We start from the raw sequence: 23,678 nt of genomic DNA on the forward strand, positions 1-23,678 counted from the left end.
TTTTTGAAGTTTCGCTGGGAGCCTAGCGGCGAACCACCGGGTTGGACAGGCGTCCGATGCCTTCGATCTCCACCTCAAAACGGTCGCCCTCGCTGACCAGGCCGACGCCTGCCGGGGTACCGGTCATGATGACGTCGCCCGGAAGGAGCGTGAAGGCGTGGGAAACGATCGAGACGAGTTCGCGGACGCCGCGGATCATCTGGCTGGTGCTGCCGTCCTGGCGGAGTTCACCATTCAGCCGTCCCTGAATGGACAGGTCTTCGTGGTCGAGCTCGGTTTCGATCCACGGGCCCAGCGGCGCGGAGGTGTCGAAGCCCTTGGCACGGGCCCACTGGAGGTCCGTCTTCTGGACATCGCGGGCGGTGAGGTCGTTGCCGCAGGTGTAGCCGAAAATGACGTCGTCCGCGCGATCCTCCGGGACGTCCTTGCAGATGCGGCCGATGACCACGCACAGCTCGGCTTCGAAGGAGACCTCCTCCGAGAACTCAGGGAGGATGATGGGGTCGTTCGGGCCGATCACCGAGGTGTTGGGCTTCAGGAACAACAAGGGCTGCTGGGGAACTTCGTTGCCGAGCTCCGCTGCGTGCTCGGCGAAATTCCGGCCGACGCCAATCACTTTGCTGCGGGGAATGATGGGCGCTAGGAGCCGCACGTCCTCGAGCTTGTGCTTCACATGTGTACGTTCGACGCCGTTGAAGAACGGGTCGCCGTTAATGACAGTGATTTCCTCACTGCCGGGCTCGCCTTCAACAACGCCGTAAAGGGGATCAGAATCAACTACAAACCGGGCGATACGCATGGGCTCAAGCCTACAGTCCGGGCTTAGCTCCGGAGGTAATCAAGTTGCGCTGCCACGGAAGTCTCCGCCGCCCACCTGACGGAAGGGTCGACGTCGGGATAGACGGCGTCGGTGACGGCGGATATCGAGGCGTCCGGCCCCAGGTTTTTCAGGGCCGCCCTGATCTGGTCAAGGCGCTGTTCCCGGTGGTCCCGGTACTCCCGGCATTTCTCGTCCAAAGCAGGGAGTACCGGGCCATGGGCAGGCAGGAGGATTGCGGGACCGAGGGCTTCCAACCTGTCCAGGCTTGCGAGATAGTCCCCCAACCGGCCATCCGGGTAGTCCAAAACAGTGGTGCCGCGCCCCAGGATGGTGTCCCCGGTAAGGACGGAGCCGACCGGCCCGTCGCCCGGGAGATGGAAGCAGACCGAGTCGGAAGTGTGGCCCGGCGTTGCAACGACGCGGATTTCAACGCCGCCTGCCGTGAGGACCTCGCCGTCCGTGAGTGGCTCGCCTCCGTGACAATGCTCCGCAGAGGCAGCCCGGACCGGAGCCCCTGTCAGCTGATGGAAGCGGGCCGAGGCCTCAGTGTGGTCCGCATGGCGGTGGGTGATCAGCACCACATCTACGGTGCCCGCCGCTGCGAGTACGGCCAGATGCCGTTCGTCGGCCGGTCCCGGGTCCACCACAGCCACATGGCCGGAGCCCGGCGCGCCAATGATGTACGAGTTGGTGCCGTCCAGACTCATGGGGCCGGGGTTGGGGGCCAACCGGAAGCGGGTTAGGTCGCTGCTGCGACGCAGGGAAGAGCTGCCGTCGCTTTGAGAATTATCTGCAGCCGCCATTGATTCTGAAGTCACTCTCCCATCTTGGCACCTCCGCCGATCCTCTCTCACATCCCACGCCCTTCCCGCCGATCCTCTCTCACATCCCACGCCCTTCCCGCCGATCCTCTCTCACAGAGTCTCAAGAGTGGATCGATTCGAAGAGACAACACAGCAGCAGGCCTCAACCCGTGAGCGAGCGCCACCCCAAACCCTTGGAACGTGATAGAGCGTCCACCTCAAACCCTTGGAACGTGATAGAGCGTCCACCTCAAACCCCAGGAACCTGATAGAGCGTCCACCTCAAACCCTAGGAACCTGCTAGAGCGTCCACCTCAAACCCCAGGGAAGTGAGCGGGCGTCCGGGAAGCAGAACGGCGGCCCTTCCGCTTGATAACCAAGTGAAGGGCCGCCGTCGTGCGGTGGCGTTTCGGGACGTCCGGAGGCTACACCAGGCGGGTCAGCCAGCCGTGGGTGTCCTCGACGGTTCCGGTCTGGATGCCCAGAAGCTGCTGGCGGATAGCCATGGTGGTGTCGCCGGCCTTTGCGTCCTCGGAGCCGATGAACTCCGTGGCGTCCTTGAGCACACCGATTGGTGTGATCACGGCTGCCGTACCGCAAGCGAAGACCTCGGTGATCTCGCCGGAGGCCACGCCGTCGCGCCATTCGTCCAGGGTGATCTTACGCTCGGTGACTTCGCGCCCCATGTCCTTGGCCACCTGGATGACGGACATCCGGGTGACGCCTTCAAGGATGGTGCCGCTGAGGGCAGGAGTGACGAGCGAACCGTCCTTCATGACGAAGAAGACATTCATGCCGCCGAGTTCTTCCACGGCGTCGTCGTTGAAGTGGTCCAGGAACAGTACCTGCTTGCACCCGTTCGCTTCGGCTTCCTGCTGCGCGATCAGGGAGGCTGCGTAGTTGCCGCCGCACTTCGCAGCACCGGTACCGCCACGGCCGGCACGGGCATATTCACGGGAGATCCAGATGGAAACGGGCTTGAGTTCGCCGCCGAAGTAGTTGCCGGCAGGGGAAGCAATGACGCGGAAGGACACTTCGCGGGCAGCCCGGACACCGAGGAACGCCTCCGTCGCGATCATGAACGGACGCAGGTACAGCGCTTCACCGTCGCCGGACGGAACCCATTCCTTGTCGGCCTGCACGAGTTCGCGGATAGCTCCCAGGAAGTACTCCTCGGGCAGCTCCGGGAGGGCGAGGCGACGCGCGGACTTGTTCAAGCGCGCAGCGTTGGCTTCGGGGCGGAAGGTCCAGACGGAACCGTCAGCGTGACGGTAGGCCTTCAGGCCCTCAAAGATTTCCTGGCCGTAGTGCAGGACCGCGGCCGAAGGGTCCAGGGAGATGGGTCCGTAGGGCTCAATCCGGGCATTCTGCCAACCGCCATTGCCATCGGCGTCGACTTTGTAGTCGACGACGGCGGTGTGGTCGGTGAAGTAGTCGCCGAAGCCTGGGTTCGCCAGGACGGCTGCACGCTCCTCAGCAGACTTCGGGGTTTCCGAAAGCTGCTGGCTGAATTCGACGCCATGGGCAGTCTGAGTCATGTTTCCTCCACAGTCAGCTACCTGGCAGGGCGAACCGGGCCCCCAAAAAGGGTGTGGTTCAGCGATGGACCAGGGAAGCAGGTAAATAATTCAAGACAAGCTTACGCCTGCGTAATGGGCCTAAAGTGCGGCCGCGATGGCATCGCCGATGGCAGCTGTGCTGCGCGGCGCGCCGGTGCGGCTTTCGACGTCGGCGACGACTGCCGCCTCAATCTTTCGGGCCGCCGTGGTGTAGCCAAGGTGGTCCAGGAGGAGCACTGCGGAGAGGATGGCCGCGGTGGGATCGGCTTTTTGTTGTCCGGCGATATCCGGAGCGGAGCCGTGGACGGGCTCGAACATGGACGGCGCGGTGCGGTCCATGTTGATGTTGCCCGATGCCGCCAGGCCGATGCCGCCGGTCACGGCAGCAGCGAGGTCGGTGAGGATGTCGCCGAAGAGGTTGTCGGTGACGATGACATCGAAGCGGGAAGGGTCGGTCACCATGAAGATGGTGGCAGCATCGATGTGCAGATAATCGTGGGTGACGTCAGGGAATTCCTGGGCCACTGCTTCGACGGTGCGCTTCCACAAGTGCCCGGCGAAAACCAGCACGTTGTGCTTGTGGACGAGCGTGACGTGCTTGCGCGGACGATCGTTCGCACGACGGAAGGCATCGCGGACAACGCGCTCCACGCCGTGGGCGGTGTTGAGGGAAACCTCGGTGGCTACCTCGTGGGGCGTACCTCCGCGCAGGGTGCCGCCGTTGCCAACGTAAGGGCCCTCGGTCCCCTCGCGCACCACGATGAAATCGATGGCGCCGGGGTTGGCCAGGGGGCTGCCGACGGTTCCGTACAGTCGCGAGGGCCGCAGGTTCACGTAGTGGTCCAGGCTGAAGCGGAGCTTGAGCAGCATTTCGCGCTCGATGATGCCGGACGGGATGCGGGTATCGCCCGGGGCCGCACCGACTGCCCCGAAGAGGATGGCATCGCGGGTGCGGAGGTCGGCCAGGACCTCGTCCGGGAGGGTCTCGCCGGTCTCAAGCCAGTGCTGGGCACCGAGCTTGTAGTTGGTCAGTTCGAGGGCAACGCCTTCGGCGGCGACAGCCTTTTCGAGGACCTTGATGGCTTCGGCGATGACCTCAGGGCCAATGCCGTCGCCAGGGATGACAGCGAGATTGATGGACGTTGCACTCATAGCTCTATCTAGCCAAGCAATCCACATGCTGGTCAAAATCGTCTCATTCTGCGAACACTGATGTCCGGAAAGAGTCAGACCGCGGCATGACGCCCTCCGCGATAACAAGCGCATAGAGTCTAAGCGTGGATAGAAGGCACGCAGTATATGAATGGTTCCGGATCAACCGCTTCATCGTGGACCTCACGGCAACGTGCCTGCTGATCCTCCTCTTTGGCCCGGTGTACCTGATCGCTGACCGTCCGTGGCTCTCACTCTTATCCTGCAGCCTCCTGCTCCCCCTGGCTTGGCGGCGCACCCGACCTGCCATGGCTGCCGGCGCGGTGGTCATCGTATGCCTGATTCAATGGGCGGTGGGCGCCGAACCCGTGGCGGGGCAAATCGCCGTTCCCTTGATCATCTACGCGACAGCGGCTTATGGGCCTGCGTGGGCCAGCCGCAGTGTCCTGATTGCAGGCCTCGCCGGCGGCGTCATGCTGACCACCCGGCTGTTCTCGACCACTGTGGAATCGGGAATCATGGGCCTTACCATCGGCACGCTGTACACCGTCCTGATCTGGATGCTGGTGCTGGTGAGCTGGACCCTTGGCGACCTCACACGCGTACGCAGGCTCCAACTTCAGGCCCTGGAAGACCGAACGCGGCGCCTCGAGGTGGAACATGTGCAGGAACGTAAGCTGGCCGCCGCGGACGAGCGCTCCCACATTGCCCGGGAAATGCACGACATCGTGGCGCACTCCTTGTCCGTGATCATCACCCAGGCCGATGGAGCCCGATATGCTGCTGCCGCGAAACCTGAACTCGCTACGGAAGCGCTGGCTACCATTGCCGCCACGGGCAGGGACTCCTTGGGCGAGATGCGCAGGCTGCTGGGTGTCCTTCGCTCCGACGACGACTCCCCTACCCGCCCGCAACCGCGGCTCTCGGACCTGGATGAACTCCTCCTCGGGTTCCGTGCCGCCACCCTCCAGGTGGCTTTTGAACAGAGCGGCGTCCCCCGCCGCGCACTTCCGGCCGGAGCGGAGCTCACGGCGTATCGCATCATCCAGGAAGCCCTCACCAATGTCATGAAGCACGCGGGACCGAAGGCGGCCGCGGGCGTCACCCTGACGTGGCAGGCCCGGGGCCTGCAGCTGGACATCGTCGACGACGGCCGGGGCGCCGCCGCTGATCCGCCGGCACCCGGCGGCGGCAACGGCTTGCTGGGCATGGGTGAGAGGGTCTCCCTCTACGATGGTTCTTTGACCGCAGGCCCTAAGCAGGGCGGCGGTTTCCGTGTGTCCGCTTTCATCCCGTATTCGGAGGCCTAAGCCATGCCAGAACTTCCTGCGCCCATCAGGGTGGCACTCGTCGACGACCAACAGTTGGTCCGTTCGGGTTTTGGCATGCTGATCAATTCGCAGCCGGACCTCGAAGTCGTGGCTGAGGCAGGCAATGGGATCGAGGCTGTCCAGGCCCTGTCGGCTACCGCCGCCGACGTGGTCCTGATGGATGTCCGCATGCCCGGGATGGACGGCATAGAAGCGACCCGACGCATCTTGGAACAGGCGGCGGCACAACCCTCCGGTTCGCAGCGTGCGGAGATCAAGATCGTGGTGCTGACCACCTTCGACCTGGATGAGTATGCACTGGCCGCCATCCAGGCCGGGGCCAGCGGGTTCCTCCTGAAGGACGCTCCGCCCGAAGAGCTCCTCGAGGCCATCCGCACCGTGTACCGTGGGGACGCGGTGATAGCTCCCTCCACTACCCGGCGTTTGCTGGACCATGTGGCACCGTTGCTGAGGACACAGACGCCTGAGCAGACCGAGCATGCTGCCGCCGTCGAACGCCTGACAGCCCGCGAGCGCGAAGTGTTCCAACTGATCGCCCAAGGACAGTCGAATCCCGAGATCGCAGCAGGGCTGTTTCTCTCCGAGGCCACGGTGAAAACCCATGTGGGGCACATCCTTGCCAAGTTGGGTGCCCGTGACCGGGTGCAGGTGGTGGTCATCGCCTATGAGACCGGAGTTGTAGCCCCCGGCTCCTAGCACCTCAGACCACGGTATGAGGGCACCCACCGGACAATGGGCCCTTGGCCCGATCCTGACGGGGTGCAGCAAAACATAGCGTGAAACCATGACAACCTTCACGCCTCTCTCCCACCCGTCAGGAACCGATCGACCCACAGGGTCCGATGAGGCCCACGCCCGACCCGCCGTCGAGGCCCACGAGCTGACCAAGAGCTACGGCCGCGCCGATACCACCGTGACCGCGCTGAACAAGGTGTCGGTGAGCTTTGACGCCGGAAAGTTCACGGCCATCATGGGTCCCTCAGGTTCCGGGAAGTCCACCTTGATGCACTGCCTGGCCGGCCTCGATACAGCGGACTCCGGCCGCATCATCCTGGGGGGCACCGAACTGACCGGCCTCAACGACCGTCAGCTCACCGCGCTCCGCCGGGAGAGGATCGGCTTCGTTTTTCAGGCGTTCAACCTGGTGCCTACGTTGACGGCCGAGCAGAACATCACGCTTCCGCTCGCTTTGGCGGGGACCACCGCCGACGCCGGGTGGCTGGATACCGTTGTCAGCACCCTTGGTTTGAAGGATCGCCTGAAGCACCGCCCCCATGAGCTTTCCGGCGGCCAGCAACAGCGCGTAGCAGTAGCCCGCGCCCTGTTGACCCGTCCCGACGTCGTTTTTGGCGATGAGCCTACGGGCAACCTGGACTCCAAAGCCGGCGGCGAAGTGCTGGCGTTACTCCGCCGGAGCAGCCAGGAGATGGGCCAGACCATCATCATGGTCACCCATGATCCCGTGGCCGCCAGTTATGCCGACCGCGTTGTCCTGATGAGCGACGGCGGCTTGGTGGGCGAAATCCACGATCCCACCGCGGACTCCGTCCTGGCAGCCCTCGGCAAGCTGGGAGCCTGAGCATGCTGCGTGTTGCCGTTTCCCAACTGACGACGCACTTCCGGCGGTTTATCGCCATCGGCCTCGCCGTCACGTTGTCCGTGATGTTCCTCTCCGCCACGCTGATGGTGGGTGCGAGCACGAATGCTTCCTTGGGGGCCAGCATCGGTGAGGCGTACCGAAACGCTGACCTTGTTGCCACATCCAAGAACGGTGAAGCATTCACCCCGGCCGCTGTGGAGGCTGCCGTCTCCTCCCCGGCAGTGGAGGAAAGCTACGCGGAGCGTTCCACGTACGTCACGTTCGAGGCCGGCGGCGGAGAGCAGTATGGCCGCCTGCGGAATGCGGCGCCCGCAGCCTTGGAAGGTGCCGTGCTTTCTTCCGGGTCCATGCCTTCGAAGGCCTCTGAGGCTGTGATCGACGTCAAGACAGCCGGGCATCTGGGCCTCAGCGTTGGCAGCACGCTTGAGCTGCACGGGGCGGGACCTGTCAAGAATGCCAAGGTGACCATCACCGGCCTGATCCAAGCCACCAATGATCCTTTCTCATCATCGGCAGCGCAGTTGGTGGCGTCCGAATCGGTCCTGAACGCGGTCCAGGACGCGGGTTCCGGTTTTACCGGAGTGCAGTTCTCGCTCAAGGCCGGCGAGGACGTGGCCGCCGCCAAGGAGTACATCACCCATCGCATGGTAGCTGCGGGAGCTACCGGGCCTGTGCTGGAAACGGCCCAGGAGAAGGTGACCTCCACTGTTGCCATGCTGAGCGCTGGGCAGGACCAGCTGACCATCGTACTGCTCGCGTTCGCCGGCGTGGCCATCCTTGTCTCCACTTTGGTGGTGGCCAACACCTTCTCTGTACTTGTGGCACAACGGACCAGGGAGTTGGCGCTCCTGCGCTGCCTCGGTGCCGGGCGGGCACAAATCCGTGGGTCCGTCATGCTCGAAGCCCTGGTGGTCGGTTTCCTTTCCTCTGTGGTGGGCGTCCTGGCGGCCACGGGCTTGATGACCGGGCTGATTGCCTGGGCCAAGTCCCAGCCTGAGCAGGCCTTCGCGACGCTGGCTGTACCGCCGTCGGCCATTATCGCCGGCCTGGTGGCAGGAACGTTGTTGACCGTGGTCGCGGCGTTGGTTCCCGCCAAGGCGGCTACCGCCGTCGCGCCCCTGGCCGCCTTGCGGCCCAGCGATGACGCGTCCGTCCGAAACAAGCGCGGCAAGGTACGCCTTGTGCTGGGCTTGTTGGCCCTGCTGGGCGGAGCAGCAGCGCTGGTGTACGGCAGCGTCAACGTATCGCTGGGCGTTGCGCTGCTGGGCGGAGCCGCCTCCTTCGTGGGTATTCTCCTGTGCTCCACGCTGTTCATCCCCACGGTGGTTGCCCTGGCCGGCAGGCTCGCCGCACCCGCGGGAGTGCCGGGCAAGCTCGCGGCCGTGAACGCCACGCGCAACCCTGCCCGCACCTCTGCGACCGCGGCCGCGCTGCTCATCGGCGTCACGTTGGTATCGCTCATGATGACGGGTGCGGCCACATCCCGGCAGGCATTCAACGACACCCTGGCCGAGAACTACCCTGTGGACCTTTCAGCACAGACTGCCGTGGATGGTTCAGTCGACCACCGGCAGGCCATGGCGAGGATCAAGGCGCTCGACGGCGTCAGCGCTGCGGTCATGCTGCAGCCGTTAGGAACACTGGGCGATTCCGGCGCACCGGACAGCGGCATGACGATCTACGGCCTTTCCGCCGCAGATGCAGCGTCTGTGCTGCGCGATAACAACCTGAAGCCGGGCCCGGGCATGGTTTACCTTCCAGAAGACTCTCCAGAGGGTGCTGCGACCATCTCGACGGCGGAGGGCACGGTTTCGCTCGACGCCAAGGTGCTGCGGACCCGCCACGTCCCGGCGTTTGTGGAAAGCTCCAGCATCGCTGCGTCCCCGCTGCCGGAAACGGCATCCATGGTGTGGGTGAAGCTGGACGATTCCGTCTCAACGGACCGGGTGCAGGCTCTCCAGAAAGACATCGCGGCAGCATTGGGGGTGCAGGAGCGAACCGTCAGTGGGGCCGCGATCGAGCGGGTGACGTTCAACAGCATCATCGATGTGCTCTTGTTGGTTGTCACCGGTCTGCTTGGTATCGCCGTGGTGATTGCGCTGATCGGCGTGGCGAACACCTTGTCCCTCTCGGTCCTTGAGCGGACCAGGGAGAACTCCCTCCTCAGGGCCCTTGGCCTCACTCGGGGCCAACTGCGCGGAATGCTGGCCATCGAAGCCGTGCTCGTCGCCGGCGTGGCCGCCATCATGGGCGCAGGCATGGGGATCGTCTACGGATGGCTGGGGGCGCAGGCAACACTGGGAGGCGTAGCCAGCGTTGTTCCTGCCGTGCCGTGGATGCAACTGGCCGCAGTCTTCGGGGTGGCCGTGGTGGCCGGACTGCTGGCCTCGGTGATCCCTGCCCGGCGCGCCGCACGCCTCTCCCCCGTCGAGGGTCTGGCCACCGCCTAAGGCAGCAACGCTCTCTCACATCATCACGCCAAACGAGAATCGCTCTCTCACTTCCCGCGGTCATACTGTCGGAAAGTGAGAGAGCGATTGCTCTTCATGGATGGTATGTGAGAGAGGGTCCTAAGCTTCGGCGGGCTCTTCGAAGCGGGGGAAGATCGGGGCTGGAGCCGGCAACTGCGTGCCTGCAACGATCGGCGTGGCGAGCGCGGCGAACTGCCTCGCCTCGCCTTCGGCCTGGCCCAGCACTTCAAGCAGCTTGGCGGACGACGACGGCATGACCGGCTGGGCGAGGATCGCTACGATCCTTACTACCTCCAAAGTGACATACAAAACCGTGTTCATACGCGCGATGTCGGTCTTCCGCAGCACCCAAGGGGCCTGGTCGGCAAAGTAAGCGTTGGTATCGCCCAATACGGTCCAGATGGCTTCCAGCGCGCGGCTGAATTCCTGCTTGTCGAAGGCTGAGCGGGCTGTTTCCAGCAACTCCCCTGCCTGCGTCAGCAAGGCAGTGTCCTCCGACGTGAACTCTCCGGGCACCGGGACCTTGCCTTCACAGTTCTTCGCCACCATGGACAACGAACGCTGGGCAAGGTTTCCGAAGTTGTTGGCGAGGTCCGAGTTCATGCGGCCCACGATCGCTTCGTGGTTGTAGTTGCCGTCCGCACCGAACGGAACTTCGCGGAGGAAGAAGTACCGGCACTGGTCCAAACCGTACTGCGCCACAAAGTCCTGCGGCGCGACGACGTTGCCCAGGGACTTGGACATCTTCACGCCATTGTTGGTGAGGAAGCCGTGGATCATGACGCGCTGTGGCAGCTCAAGCCCGGCGCTCATGAGGAACGCAGGCCAGTAGATCGCGTGGAAACGCGAAATATCCTTGCCGATGACGTGGACGTCGGCAGGCCAGAACTTCTTGAAGGATTCCGACTCGACGTCCGGGTAGCCAACGCCGGTGAGGTAGTTGGTCAGGGCATCAACCCAGACGTACATGACGTGCTTCTCATCGCCGGGAACAGGAACACCCCAATCAAAGGTGGTGCGGCTGATGGACAGATCCTCGAGACCACGCTTGACGAAGCTGATGACCTCGTTGAAGCGGGACTGCGGAGCGCCGAACTCAGGCTGCGCCTCATAAAGGGCAAGGAGCTTTTCCTGGTAGCTGGAAAGCCGGAAGAAGTAGCTTTCCTCCGCGGTCCAGCTAACCAGCGTGTCCGTCTCCTTGGAGTAACGGAGACCGTCCTCTTTCACCACGGTGTCGTCTTCGACGTAGTATGCCTCGTCACGGACGGAGTACCAGCCCTCGTATTTGGACAGGTAGATGTCGCCGTTGGCTTCCATCTTCTTCCAGATGGCCTGCGAGGCGGCGTAGTGGTCCTGGTCGGTGGTGCGGATGAAGCGGTCATGGGAGATGCCCAGGTCCTGGCTCATCTGCTTGAACGCAGCCGAGTTGCGGTCGGCGAGTTGCTTGGCAGTGATGCCTTCCTTCTCGGCAGACTGCTGCATCTTGAGTCCGTGCTCGTCCGTTCCGGTCATGAAGAACACTTCATGACCGTCAAGGCGCTTGAAGCGCGCCATGGCATCAGTTGCAATGACCTCGTAGGCGTGGCCGATGTGCGGCACGCCGTTGGGGTAGCTGATTGCGGTGGTGATGTAGAACGGGGATTTCTCTGGAGACGTCACTCTAAGAAGTTACCTTTTTTTGGGATGAAATAGCTTAGTTAAGTTCGGTCAGCGTATCGCTGAGCCGCACCAGCTCGTGGTCATGGGAGGCCACCAGGACAGCGATGCCATCGCTCGTGGTGTCCTTCAGGATCCCGATAATGCGGTTGGCTGCTGCCCGGTCCAGGCTGGCCGTGGGTTCATCCACTACCAGCACACGGGTGCCCAGGATCAGCGCGCGGGCGATGGCGACGCGCTGGCGCTCACCGCCGGAGAGCTGCGCGGGACGGTGCCGCATGCGGCGACCCAGGCCCACCAGGTCCAGGAGGTCCTTGGCCATTTCCGTCCGCTGTTCCACTTCGCCATCGGGCACCGCGGGAAGCAGGACGTTCTCCAGGGCGCTCATGCCGTCGATCAGGGCGCCGCCCTGGTCCACATAGCCGATGAGCGCGCGGCGGCGGTCAGCAATTTCGTCATCGCCCATGGTGTCCAGCGGCACGCCCTCCCAAAAGACCTTGCCCGACGTCGGGAGCGTCAGTCCGGCGCTCACGGTCAAGATGCTGGTCTTGCCGGAGCCGCTTCGGCCGGCGATGCAGTGCATCTCACCGGCGTGCAGGGTGAGGTTGAAGTCGTCAACGACGTCCACTTCCTCGGCGCCGCCCTTGTCGCCGCCGTAGTGGATGGTCACGCGGCTCAATTCCAAGGGGGTTGCGTGGTCGGAGGCCTTCACGATCGTGTTGGCGCGGGTCTGCAGCGACTCTTCCGTGGATTCCGGGGTGGCCGCCAGCTCGGGGTTGAGTTTGTCAGTCATTTGACTACTTTCGTTGCAATCGGAATCCAGCAAATTACGGCCAGCAGTCCGGCCAGACCGGCCCACAGGGCCGCGTAGGGAGCCAGCAGCAGTCCCAGCCCCAAGGCGCCAAGGACGCCCAAGGGAAGAGCCACTGTGCCTACAAGTGCGTTCTCGAAGAAGCGGACCTGGCCCAGCATGTCCGGGTTCCAGCCCATGGCCTTCAAGGTACCGAGGTACTCCCGCTTGGCATGGAGTTCAAAGCGCCCGGTCACAAGGGTCAGCAGCAAGCCCACCACGACTCCAAAGACCGCCAGGATGACGCTCGGCAAGGCGATGCTTGCAGCTGCCAGGCCACTCAAAGCACTGGCACCGGCTGCGCGGGGGATGTCAATCAGCAGGGCGATCAGGGCACCCACTGCAGCGCCGAACACACCTACTGCCACGGCAAGGGAGATGGAGTTGAACCGGTTGGTGGTGAGCTGCCGGTTGGCGAACGTCAACGGGGAATCGACCGTTACCAGGCGGTCATCGTGCTGCGGTTCCTGGTCGATCACTACACGGTGACGCAGCTGCTGGGCTGCCAGCAGCGCGGCTCCGCTGTAGATGATGAGCATGGTCACGGAAACGATGACGGTGGCAATATTCCAGCTGAGCAGGCTCAGGACGAGACCGGCCGCAGCAAGGGCCGCAGCTCCCACCGCAAACTCTTCAAGGACCCAGGACCGGATGCGTTTCTGCGTCCAGCCCATCGCCCTGAGAATGCCTGCTTCGCTCCGGCGTTGGCGGATGTAGCTGACCGTCGAGGCGCCTGTCAGGAGAGTTGCGCCCAAGAGCGTCAGGAAGAGCAAGGTGATGTTGGTACCGGTCAGCGAACCGGAGACGGCATCGGCCGCATCCTGGCGGACCCAGGACTGCTGGACGGTGCCCAACGGTGATTCCTTGCCGGCGTCGTCCTTGCTGTAGCCGGGAACAAAGATATTGGCATCTTCGCGCGCGGAACCTGCAACGACTGTGGCTTCAAGGCCGAGCCCGCGAATCTGCGTGGCCAGCTTCTCAACCTCGGGCTGGGCCGTTTTCCAGTTGCCGGCGGCCGAGGCCTTGACCCGGACGGCGTCAATAACGTCGGCGTTGGTGTCGTAGCCACGGGCTGCGGCTAGACCGTAGTAATCGGTGATGGCACCGGCGGACTGGCTGACCAGGCCCGTAGCGCTCAACGAAGGCTTCAGTTCCGTGCCTTCGACATCCTTGCCCTCAGCGTCCTTGGTGAGCGTCATCGGCGTGGGATCGTAGCCGCCCAGAGGCAGCTTGTTGACGTCCCCGGCTGCTGACTGGACGTCGGCGGGGTCAAACGTGCCGTACACCATGGGCAGCGGCGCGGCCGGCTTCTTGCCTGTTTCCAGGTCCTCGCGGTAGGAGCGCTCATCGACTGGTTTGCGCTGCGTCTGGTCCACGGCGGCACCGAAGGAGGACTTCTCAGGCAGGCGGTTGACCGTCACCCAGTCCCCCGGCGTCGCGCTCTTGTCCGAAGCGCCGTTGGAAGCTTCGTCGCCGTCCTTGTACTTGGGGGCTGCTGCAAACGCCGCGCTCCAGGTGGCGGGGTTGTACAGGCCTTGGCTGAAGGAAGCCGTGCTTCCGAGCAGCTTGCTGTGATCTGTTGAACCCGGCCATTCGAGGGCGAACGGCGACTTGGACACGAAGGGGAGGTAATCCTTGTCCAGGCTCCGCGTCACCGTGCCGACCTCATTGACTACCTTGCCACTGGCATCCAGTTCCTCGATTTTCACCGAGTACTGCAGGTCAAGGGAGGTGCCGGAGCGGACAATCAGCGGGATGGCCTGGGAATCGTCAGTCAGCAAACCGTCACGCTTGGCCTGCTGGTACTGGGTCATCAGCGGCGCCCAGTACTTGAGCTTGACGCCCAGAAAGTCAGGACCTTCTTCCAACTGGTCCATGCTGAGGCCTGTGGTGAAAAGGCTTTCGAAGTGGCGTCCGATTGCTCCTGCGTCACGCGCATCGGCCGGCGGAGCCTTCTCAAGGGGTGCCAGGAAGTCGCCTGCGGATCCCAACAGCGCCCTTTCGGCGGCGGGGTCCACCGCGACGACGGACTCGGTCACCTCAGGGGCCAGGGGCAGCGCCACCGAGAGGTTGAAAAGATTGTGCTCGGAGCCAAGTGCGGGAGCCGGGAATTTGATGCCGGTCTCGCCTTCGGGTCCGACGATCCTGACGTTGGAGCCGCCCGCAGCCTGCTCCTGGATCAAGCGGCCCTTGCCCAAGGTGCCCTCTGCGCTGGTCTTGAAGAGCGTCTGCTGGTTCACACCGTCAGAACTCGTGGCAGAGGCAGTCAGGCGGTACTTCTTGGGGGTATCGGACAACACCGATTCCGCAGCGGGCCATTTGCTGGAATCCATCGCCGAAGGATCTCCCGCGGTCACGGCTCCGGCCAGGCCGGCGTTGTACCCGAGGTAGTCCATGGCATTGAGGCGGGGAGCCTCCAGGTTCTGCGAAACGCGCGAAACCAGGCTGATGGGGGCGGCCACAGCCGTTTGGCCCATGGTGCGGATCTTCTCCAGCTGCTCAAAGCTGATGCCGCCTTGGCCGTTGGCGATTTCCGGCTGGATCAAAGCACCGCCGTCGCCATCTTGGGCCTGGTCCGGCTTGGCCTGGACCAGGATGTCGTAGAGTCCCCGCGAGTTCTCATCCACTGTCCGGTTCAAAGCAGCCTGTGACTGGCTTTGGACGAGGACGGACAAGCACATTGCGACGATCAAAATGGCCGCGGTCAGCAGCAGCACACGGCTTCTGATGAACCTTTGGACGGCGTTCATTGGGCTCCCTGAGACCTTGATTGCGGGCGCGCACACAGAGACCGGAATTCCTCAAAAGACACAAGGGAATACCGGGCTTTAGGTGCAAAAGTTGTGGCCGGCCTGCTGCCGGGTCCGAATCCCGGACCCAGCCATTGTAAGCAGACCGGCCACGCCTGCGTGCCAAAGGTGTGTCGCCGGCACGCGAACTCAGCTGATGGAAATCAGTTGCAGCCCTAGTCCTCCAGATCCACTTCCCGGACCATGTCGGCCCCGATGCCGGCCTTGATGGCCTCCAGGACCTGCTGCGGAACAGAGCTGTCGATGGTCAGGAGCGCAAGAACCTGGCCGCCTTCAGTCTGGCGGGCCACCTGCATCCCGCCGATGTTGATGTTGTTCATGCCCAGAATGTGTCCGATGGTGCCAATGACGCCGGGACGGTCTGCATAGGCCACCACAACCAAGTGCTCGCTGATGGGGATTTCGACGTCGTACCCGTTGACACCCACGAGCTTCTCCACCTGCTTGGGCCCCGTGAGGGTACCGGCTACGGAGATCTGGGAACCATCGCTGAGGGCACCGCGGATGGTCAGGACGTTGCGGTAGTCCTCAGCATCCGGGGTGGTGATGAGGCGGGTGTTGATTCCGCGCTGTTCGGCGATCACAGGAGCATTCACGTAGGAGACCTGCTCGGTCACCACATCGGCGAAAACGCCCTTCAGTGCGGCAAGTTCGAGCACCTTGACGTCCAGGGCGGCAATTTCGCCCGCCACTTCCACATCGATCTGGGTGAGGGAAGCGTGGGTCAGCGCAGTGAAGATCCGGCCCAGCTTTTCGATCAGCGGGATGCCTGGGCGGACATCCGGAGCGATGACGCCGCCGGCGACGTTGACAGCGTCAGGCACCAGCTCGCCGGCAAGTGCCAGGCGAACAGACTTGGCCACCGAGACGCCGGCTTTCTCCTGTGCTTCGTCAGTGGAAGCACCCAGGTGCGGGGTCACAATGACGTTGTCGAACTCGAAGAACGGCAGGTCCGTGCTGGGCTCCTTGACGAAGACGTCCACACCGGCGCCGGCGATCTGGCCTTCCTTCAGGGCAACATGGAGTGCTTCCTCGTCCACCAGGCCGCCACGGGCTACGTTGACCACGTAGGCCGTTTCCTTCATCTTGCGGAAGGCGTCGGCTCCGAGCATGCCCACCGTTTCCGGCGTCTTGGGCATGTGGATGGTGATGAAGTCGGAATTCTCCAAAAGTTCATCCAAGGTGACCAGCTTGACGCCCAGCTGGGCAGCGCGGGCTGAAGTGATATAGGGGTCGTACGCAAGGATCTGGGTATCGAAACCCTGGAGGCGCGCTGCAACCAAAGCACCGATTCGGCCCAGGCCGATGATGCCGATCTTCTTCTCGAAGAGTTCAATTCCCGTGTACTTGGAGCGCTTCCACTCACCGTTCTTCAGCGCAGAGCTGGCCTGCGGAATGTGGCGGGCCAAGCTGAGGATGTGCCCTACCGTGAGCTCGGCGGCGGAGACGATGTTGGACGTCGGGGCGTTGACCACCATGACGCCTGCCTGTGTGGCGGCCTTGATGTCCACGTTGTCCAGCCCAACACCCGCGCGGGCGATGACTTTCAAGTTCTTCGCGGCGGCAATGGCTTCGGCATCCACCTGGGTAGCCGAGCGAACCAAAATGGCGTCAACGTCAACGATTGCGGACAGCAGCTGGGAACGGTCTGCGCCGTCGGTCTGGCGGATTTCGAAGTCCGGGCCCAGAGCCTCGACTGTGGCGGGCGAAAGTTCCTCGGCGAGGAGGACGACGGGTTTGCTGGCTGACACGGGGAGGCACCTTACTTTGGACAACTTTGGGACAGGACTGGACAAGGAGCGGATGCGTGGCCCGGGGCACGGCGCCGGGACCAGCCCAGAATATCGAATCCGGGCAGGGATTCCGGTGCCGGAGGGGGATGTTACGGCCGGGCCGGTAGCCGTTGTGAACAAGTTCACAGCCAAGGAGGCTGCTGAAAACGGGAGCAAAATGCCGGTGATACGGCAACGCCCGCCCGGCTTTGTCCACCGGGCGGGCGCGTCGTTATGGCGGAGGCCGTCAGGCCGGCGCCGAAGGATCAGCGGGCTGCAGAACCTTCAACGTAGTCAGCGTCCTGCTGCTGCCAGGAGAAGAGGGAGCGCAGTTCGCGGCCGACCTCTTCGATGGGGTGCTGCTCAGCCTTGGCACGCAGTTCCTTGAACTCGGTGCCACCGTTGTCCTGGTCATCGATGAAGCGCTTGGCGAAAGCACCGCTCTGGATGTCGGCGAGGACAGCCTTCATGTTTTCCTTCACCTCGGGGGTGATGACGCGCGGGCCGGAGACGTAGTCGCCGTACTCTGCGGTATCGGAAACGCTCCAGCGCTGCTTGGCGATGCCGCCTTCCCACATGAGGTCGACAATGAGCTTGAGCTCGTGGAGAACCTCGAAGTAGGCGATCTGCGGCTGGTAGCCGGCTTCGGTGAGGGTTTCGAAGCCGTACTGGACCAGCTGCGAGACACCGCCGCAAAGGACGGACTGCTCGCCGAAGAGATCGGTTTCGGTCTCTTCGGTGAAGGTGGTCTTGATAACGCCGGCGCGGGTTCCGCCGATGGCCTTGGCGTAGGACTTCGCCAGGTCCCATGCAGAACCGGAGGCGTCCTGTTCGACGGCGATGATGTCCGGGATACCGCGCCCGGCTTCGAATTCGCGGCGAACCGTGTGGCCCGGAGCCTTCGGGGCGATCAGGATGACGTCAACGCCGGCCGGAGCTTCGATGTAACCAAAACGGATGTTGAAGCCGTGGGCGAAGGCCAGGGCCTTGCCTTCGGTCAGCTTGTCCTTGATGGAGTCGTTGTAGATGGCGCGCTGGTGCTGGTCCGGAGCCAGGATCATGATGACGTCTGCCCATTCGGCGGCGTCGGCAACGTTCTTGACCGTGAAGCCTGCGTCTTCTGCCTTGGCGGCCGACTTGGAGCCGTCCTTCAGCGCGATAACAACCTCGACGCCGGAATCGCGGAGGTTCAGGGCGTGGGCGTGGCCCTGCGAGCCGTAGCCAACGATGGCTACCTTACGGCCCTGGATGATCGACAGGTCTGCGTCGTCGTCGTAGAACATTTCAGTCACTTGCGTAACTCCTCTTGAGTGGTTTCTTAGATAGTGATTGTGGTGCTGCGGTACTGGACGTTCTGCTCACGCGGAGCGGAGCGCCCTGTCACTCATGGAGCGGGATCCCCGTCCAACGGCCAAGGTGCCGGACTGCACGATTTCACGGATGCCGAACGGCTCGAGCACTGAAAGCAGTGCAGCGAGCTTCTCGGGGGTACCGGTTGCCTCGATCACCAACGAGTCTGTGGACACGTCGACGACGGCGGCACGGAACAAGTCTGCAGCTTGGGTAACCTGCAGGCGTGTCGCGGCATCCGCACGTACCTTGACCAGGATGTGGTCGCGTTGTACGGAAGATTCGGAAGTCAGCTCCACAATCTTGATCACGTTGACCAATTTGTTGAGCTGCTTGGTGACCTGCTCAATGAGGTCGCCGTCGGCGTCGACGACAACCGTCATGCGGGACATGCCGGGAACCTCGGTGGGTCCCACAGCCAGGGAATTGATGTTGAATGCACGCCGGGCAAAGAGGCTGGCCACGCGGGTCAGCACGCCGGGCTTGTCTTCTACCAGAACGGACAGTGTGTGGCGGGTCATGCCTAGTCCTCCTCTTCCCATTCCGGGGTCATGTTGCGGGCAACCTGGATCTGGTCATTGCTGACGCCCGAAGGCACCATGGGCCACACCATCGAGTTGGGGCTGACGACGAAGTCGATAACCACTGGACGGTCATTGATCTCGAGTGCCTTCTGGATGGTGGCGTCGATGTCTTCGTCACGCTCACACCGCAGTGCTGCACAACCGTAGGCATCAGCCAGTTTCACGAAGTCCGGGATCCGGACGGTGTCGTGGCCTGTGTTCAGGTCCGTGTTGGAGTAGCGGCCCTCGTAGAACAGCGTCTGCCATTGGCGGACCATGCCCAGCGAGGAGTTGTTGATGATGGCCACCTTGATGGGGATGTTGTTGATGGCGCAGGTAGCCAGTTCCTGATTGGTCATCTGGAAGCAGCCGTCACCGTCGATGGCCCAGACCACGCGGTCCGGCTCACCAACCTTGGCACCCATTGCTGCCGGAACCGAGTATCCCATGGTTCCTGCTCCACCGGAGTTCAGCCAGGCGTGGGGCCGTTCGTACTTGATGAACTGGGCGGCCCACATCTGGTGCTGGCCGACGCCGGCAACATAGACGCCCTCGGGACCGGTGAGCTCGCCGATGCGCTTGATCACGCGCTGGGGTGCGGTGAGCCCGTCTTCCGGCTCGGTCCAGCCCAGCGGGTACGTGTCGCGCAGGTTTCCAAGGAAAGCCCACCATGAATCCAGGTCCGGGGTGCCGCTTAGTTCAAACTGCGTCTTCACGGCTTCGGTGAGTTCGGGGATGATCTCCTTGACCGAGCCAACGATCGGGACGTCCGCGGTGCGGTTCTTGGAGATTTCCGCGGGGTCGATATCAGCGTGGATGACCTTGGCAAACGGGGCGAAGGTCTTCAGCACGCCGGTAACGCGGTCATCGAACCGGGCTCCCAGGGTGATCAGGAGGTCGGCCTGCTGGAGGGCAGTCACGGCGGAGACTGAACCGTGCATGCCGGGCATGCCAACATGCTGGGGATGCGAATCAGGGAAGGCGCCGCGCGCCATCAGTGTGGTGACCACGGGAGCGCCGGTAGCCAGCGCCAGTTCCATGAGCTCAGCCGAGGCGTGGCCCTTGACTACGCCGCCGCCCACGTACAGGACCGGCTTGCTGGCAGCAGCGATCAGCTTGGCAGCTTCGCGGACCTGCTTATTGTGACCCCGCACCACGGGGCGGTATCCCGGCAGATCCACCTTGGGCGGCCAGGAGAAGGTCATCTGGCCCACCTGGGCGTCCTTGGCGATGTCCACCAGGACGGGTCCCGGGCGGCCCGTGGACGCGAGGTGGAATGCCTCTGCCATGACGTGCGGGATGTCATTGGGGTCGGTCACCAGGAACGAGTGCTTGGTGATGGGCATCGTGATACCCACGATGTCCGCTTCCTGGAAGGCATCGGTGCCGATGACTCCGCTGGACACCTGGCCGGTGATGGCCACCATCGGCACGGAGTCCATGTGGGCGTCCATGATGGCGGTAACGAGGTTGGTGGCACCGGGGCCGGAGGTGGCGATGCAAACGCCAACCCGTCCGGTAACCATGGCGTAGCCTTGCGCGGCGTGGCCGGCTCCCTGTTCGTGACGGACCAGGATGTGATTCATGCTGGAGGCCATCAAGGGGTCGTAGGTGGGCAGGATCGCGCCACCGGGCAAACCGAAAATATCGTCCACGCCGAGTTCTTCGAGCGAACGGACAATTGCTTGCGAGCCGGACATCACCGTTGGGGGTACAACGGTGTTCGGCCCAAGTACAGGAGAGAGAGGTGCAGCAGCGTCGACGACGACGGACTCAGCCGTACGGTCGACCTTTTCCGGAGCTTTGTAGGCTCCAGCGGACTTTGCAGCCATCAGCGAGGGGCTGATCGGCGATCCTTTGCTCATCGGACTCTTCCTTAGTGGATCTTCAATAGATGGGTCTTGCTCGGGGAATAAAAAAACCCCTCAGCCTTCCGGCTCTTCGAGGGGTTTGCGCGTGACGGTTCGTTACCAGTCGGGCTAAGCCACGCGCTTGGTAAGGACGACGACGCCGACGGTAACGAATGTGATCATGCGTTCAGTGTTCCCTCAAAGTGAGATACGTGTCAATTGACCACAATCGTATCTCACTATTTGGACAGCCATGTCCGCCTGCCGGACTCCGCCCTTAGGGCGGGCGGAGTCCGGAGCAGGAATTACCCGCAGTACGCCCCCGTGGAGGCACTGTGGACAAGCTTGGCGTATTTGGCCAGCACACCCTTGGTGAACTTGGCCGGCAGGGGCTCCCAGCCCTCCTTGCGGGCCTCGAGCTCGGCCTCGTCCACCAAGAGATCGAACGAGCGCGCGGCGATGTCCACACGGATGCGGTCCCCGTCCTTCACGAAGGCGATGGGACCGCCGTCGACCGCTTCTGGCGCAACGTGGCCAATGCACAATCCGGTGGTGCCGCCCGAGAAACGGCCATCGGTAAGCAGGAGCACATCCTTGCCCAGCCCTGCGCCCTTGATGGCTCCGGTGATCGCCAGCATCTCGCGCATGCCCGGGCCGCCCTTGGGGCCTTCGTAGCGGATCACCACGACGTCGCCCTTATTGATTTCGCCGTTGTCCAACGCGCTGAGGGCCCCCTGTTCACGCTCGAAGACACGCGCAGTGCCTTCAAAGACGTCCGCATCGAAGCCGGCGCTCTTCACAACGGCGCCTTCGGGCGCCATGGAACCGTGGAGGATGGTGATGCCACCGGTCTTGTGGATTGGATTGTCCAAGGCGCGGAGGATCTTGCCATCAAGGTCCGGCGGGTTGATCGAGGCGAGGTTTTCGGCGAGTGTCTTGCCGGTCACGGTGAGGCAGTCACCGTGCAGCAGTCCGGCGTCGAGCAGTGCCTTCATGATGACGGGCACGCCGCCGATCTTGTCCACGTCAGTCATGACGTAGCGGCCAAAGGGCTTCAGGTCGCCGAGGTGCGGAATCTTGTCACCGATGCGGTTGAAGTCATCGAGCGTCAGCTCAACTTCTGCCTCGCGGGCAATGGCCAGCAAGTGCAGGACGGCATTGGTGGAACCACCGAAAGCCATAGTGACGGCAATGGCGTTTTCGAAGGCCTTCTTGGTCATGATGTCGCGGGCCGTGATTCCCAGGCGCAGCAGGTTGACCACCGCTTCGCCGGACTTGCGGGCGAAGTCATCACGACGGCGGTCTGCCGACGGCGGGGCGGCTGAGCCCGGCAGCGACATTCCCAGGGCTTCGCCGATGCAGGCCATGGTGTTGGCCGTGTACATGCCGCCACAGGCGCCTTCGCCGGGGCAGATGGCTTTTTCGATGCGGGTGAGGTCTTCCATGCTCATCTTGCCTGCGGCGCAGGCACCCACGGCTTCGAAGGCGTCAATGAGGGTGACTTCCTTTTCCGAGCCGTCCTCGAGCTTGACCCATCCGGGCATGATGGAGCCGGCGTAAAGGAAGACGGAGGCGAGGTCCAGGCGGGCAGCGGCCATGAGCATCCCGGGAAGGGATTTGTCGCAACCAGCCAGCAGGACCGAACCGTCAATACGCTCGGCCTGCATCACGGTTTCCACAGAGTCGGCAATGACCTCGCGGGAAACGAGCGAGAAGTGCATGCCTTCGTGCCCCATGGAGATGCCGTCCGAAACGGAAATCGTGCCGAACTGCATGGGAAAGCCACCGCCGGCGTGGACGCCTTCTTTGGCGCCTTGTGCAAGGCGGTTGAGGGAGAGGTTGCAGGGCGTGATTTCGTTCCATGAACTGGCGACACCAATTTGCGGCTTGGCGAAATCGTCGTCTCCCATGCCAACCGCACGGAACATCCCACGGGCGGGTGCAGCGTGGATGCCATCGGTGACCACCCGGCTGCGGGGCTTGATGTCCGGCGTGATGTCTGTCGCAATCTCGGTGTCACTCATGAGCAAAGTCTATGGGTACCTCGCTGCCGCCGCCGCTGTTCCATGCCGGGTTAAGCAGGATCGACCAAATATTGCAGGGCAAACAAGGTTTCCCGGCAGCCCGGTATTGCGGTCCCGGGGTTACGTACCCGGAGGGGAGTCCCGAAGCTCCTTGGCGATTTCCGCGGCTTCACTCCTGAGCATGTCAAGGACGATCGCGATGGTTCCCCGGGCGGCTACCTCCTGGCGGGAAAGTGCCACGATGCTCCTGCTGGCCTTCACCTCCGTGAGTGGCCGCAGCACCAGGCCCCGTCTGGCACTGGCCCGGGCCGTGTACCGCGGGAGGAGGCAGATCCCATGGCCCGCACCCACCAGTGCCTCCAGCACCCGCAGGTCCGGATACCGCTGGCCACGGTTGGCTTGTCGGCCCGCATGGAGCTCGATTTGGCGAAGGACAGTGTCAAAGGGAAATCCCTCCGGTACACCGATCCAGGGGTAGTCAACAACATCGCTGGGACTTAACCTCGCCTTGGCTGCCAGCGGGTGGCCCGCAGGCACAGCGACGTCGAGGGCTTCTTCGAGCAGCGGAACCACCGTCAGGCCCTGCCGGGCAAATACTTCCGGGCCGTCCACGCTGTGGGCAAGGACAATGTCGTAGTCGGCCACCAAGGGCGCGAAGTGCGCGGTTCCCGGATCCTCGAAATGTGCGTCGAAAGTCAGCCCCTCTACAGAGGACACCCGATGCAGCATCCCTGGCAGCAGCATTTCTGCCGCGCTGGGGAAGAACGCTGCGGACACGCGGGTCTGCCATCCCTTCCTGTAGGTGTCGATCGTGGACTCAGCCCGCGCCATGGCTGTGGCGATGTCGGCAGCCGCGGCCGCCATGGCGTATCCCGCTTCGGTGAGCTGCACACCCCTGCCGACCTTTTCCACCAGCACAACACCAATTTCCGCCTGCAACGTCTTCAGTTGCTGCGAGACTGCCGACGCCGTGACATTCATCGCCTCAGCCGTGGCACCCACACTTTGACGGTCTGCCAACTCGCGCAGAATCTGCAGTCTTTTCACGTCCATTCAGCCAGACTAGG

The 23,678-nt window shown here is 63.3% G+C and carries 17 protein-coding genes; 4 read left to right on the forward strand and 13 right to left on the reverse strand.

Going from position 1 to position 23,678, the window contains the following annotated elements; translation table 11 throughout:
• Positions 1–22 precede the first annotated feature (22 nt).
• The 4 genes from ABQM86_RS12965 to ABQM86_RS12980 form a co-directional block, all read right to left on the reverse strand.
• Positions 23–799: a fumarylacetoacetate hydrolase family protein gene (locus tag ABQM86_RS12965; RefSeq protein WP_207593826.1), complete on the reverse strand. Its 777-nt coding sequence runs from the start codon at positions 797–799 to the stop codon at positions 23–25.
• Between the two features lie 23 nt (positions 800–822).
• Positions 823–1,623, reverse strand: coding sequence for an MBL fold metallo-hydrolase (locus ABQM86_RS12970; RefSeq protein ID WP_369746669.1), 801 nt, complete (start codon positions 1,621–1,623; stop codon positions 823–825).
• A 425-nt stretch (positions 1,624–2,048) separates the two neighbouring features.
• On the reverse strand, positions 2,049–3,161 hold the full coding sequence (locus ABQM86_RS12975) for a branched-chain amino acid aminotransferase (RefSeq protein WP_207593827.1): 1,113 nt from the start codon (positions 3,159–3,161) through the stop codon (positions 2,049–2,051).
• A 120-nt stretch (positions 3,162–3,281) separates the two neighbouring features.
• Complete coding sequence (locus tag ABQM86_RS12980; RefSeq protein ID WP_369744604.1) at positions 3,282–4,334, reverse strand: 3-isopropylmalate dehydrogenase; 1,053 nt, start codon at positions 4,332–4,334, stop codon at positions 3,282–3,284.
• Between the two features lie 125 nt (positions 4,335–4,459).
• Between ABQM86_RS12980 and ABQM86_RS12985 the strand changes: the two genes are divergently transcribed.
• From ABQM86_RS12985 to ABQM86_RS13000, 4 genes are all read left to right on the forward strand, one after another.
• A complete protein-coding gene (locus ABQM86_RS12985; RefSeq protein ID WP_207593829.1) occupies positions 4,460–5,644 on the forward strand; it encodes a sensor histidine kinase in 1,185 nt (394 codons plus the stop codon).
• Between the two features lie 3 nt (positions 5,645–5,647).
• Entirely contained in the window at positions 5,648–6,361 is a 714-nt protein-coding gene (locus tag ABQM86_RS12990; protein ID WP_207593830.1) for a response regulator transcription factor, read from the forward strand.
• A gap of 88 nt (positions 6,362–6,449) precedes the next feature.
• Positions 6,450–7,244, forward strand: coding sequence for an ABC transporter ATP-binding protein (locus tag ABQM86_RS12995; RefSeq protein ID WP_369744606.1), 795 nt, complete (start codon positions 6,450–6,452; stop codon positions 7,242–7,244).
• A gap of 2 nt (positions 7,245–7,246) precedes the next feature.
• Positions 7,247–9,715, forward strand: a complete 2,469-nt coding sequence (locus ABQM86_RS13000) for an ABC transporter permease (protein WP_369744607.1) — start codon at positions 7,247–7,249, stop codon at positions 9,713–9,715.
• Positions 9,716–9,835: 120 nt separating this feature from the next.
• Here ABQM86_RS13000 and metG read toward each other — a convergent pair whose 3' ends face one another.
• The 9 genes from metG to ABQM86_RS13045 all read right to left on the reverse strand — a co-directional run bounded on the left by metG (position 9,836) and on the right by ABQM86_RS13045 (position 23,664).
• The gene (metG, locus tag ABQM86_RS13005; protein ID WP_369744608.1) at positions 9,836–11,395 is read right to left on the reverse strand and encodes a methionine--tRNA ligase; all 1,560 of its coding nucleotides are present in this window, start codon (positions 11,393–11,395) and stop codon (positions 9,836–9,838) included.
• Between the two features lie 34 nt (positions 11,396–11,429).
• Entirely contained in the window at positions 11,430–12,185 is a 756-nt protein-coding gene (locus tag ABQM86_RS13010) for an ABC transporter ATP-binding protein (protein WP_207593834.1), read from the reverse strand.
• Positions 12,182–14,992, reverse strand: coding sequence for an FtsX-like permease family protein (locus ABQM86_RS13015; RefSeq protein ID WP_369744609.1), 2,811 nt, complete (start codon positions 14,990–14,992; stop codon positions 12,182–12,184). The genes ABQM86_RS13010 and ABQM86_RS13015 overlap by 4 nt, the downstream gene beginning before the upstream one ends.
• A gap of 215 nt (positions 14,993–15,207) precedes the next feature.
• The gene (gene serA, locus ABQM86_RS13020) at positions 15,208–16,803 is read right to left on the reverse strand and encodes a phosphoglycerate dehydrogenase (RefSeq protein WP_207593836.1); all 1,596 of its coding nucleotides are present in this window, start codon (positions 16,801–16,803) and stop codon (positions 15,208–15,210) included.
• 287 nt (positions 16,804–17,090) lie between these two features.
• Complete coding sequence (ilvC, locus tag ABQM86_RS13025; protein ID WP_026540216.1) at positions 17,091–18,116, reverse strand: ketol-acid reductoisomerase; 1,026 nt, start codon at positions 18,114–18,116, stop codon at positions 17,091–17,093.
• Between the two features lie 66 nt (positions 18,117–18,182).
• Positions 18,183–18,695 carry an acetolactate synthase small subunit gene (gene ilvN, locus ABQM86_RS13030; RefSeq protein WP_021470923.1) on the reverse strand — a complete coding sequence of 171 codons (513 nt, stop codon included), beginning with the start codon at positions 18,693–18,695 and terminating at the stop codon, positions 18,183–18,185.
• 2 nt (positions 18,696–18,697) lie between these two features.
• Positions 18,698–20,602, reverse strand: coding sequence for an acetolactate synthase large subunit (locus ABQM86_RS13035; RefSeq protein WP_369744610.1), 1,905 nt, complete (start codon positions 20,600–20,602; stop codon positions 18,698–18,700).
• Between the two features lie 290 nt (positions 20,603–20,892).
• Entirely contained in the window at positions 20,893–22,611 is a 1,719-nt protein-coding gene (gene ilvD / locus ABQM86_RS13040; protein WP_207593838.1) for a dihydroxy-acid dehydratase, read from the reverse strand.
• 120 nt (positions 22,612–22,731) lie between these two features.
• A complete protein-coding gene (locus ABQM86_RS13045) occupies positions 22,732–23,664 on the reverse strand; it encodes a LysR family transcriptional regulator (RefSeq protein WP_369744611.1) in 933 nt (310 codons plus the stop codon).
• Between the last annotated feature and the right edge of the window lie 14 nt (positions 23,665–23,678).

The organism is Paenarthrobacter sp. AMU7 (genome assembly GCF_041200195.1).
In the GTDB taxonomy this organism is placed as follows: Bacteria; Actinomycetota; Actinomycetes; order Actinomycetales; family Micrococcaceae; genus Arthrobacter.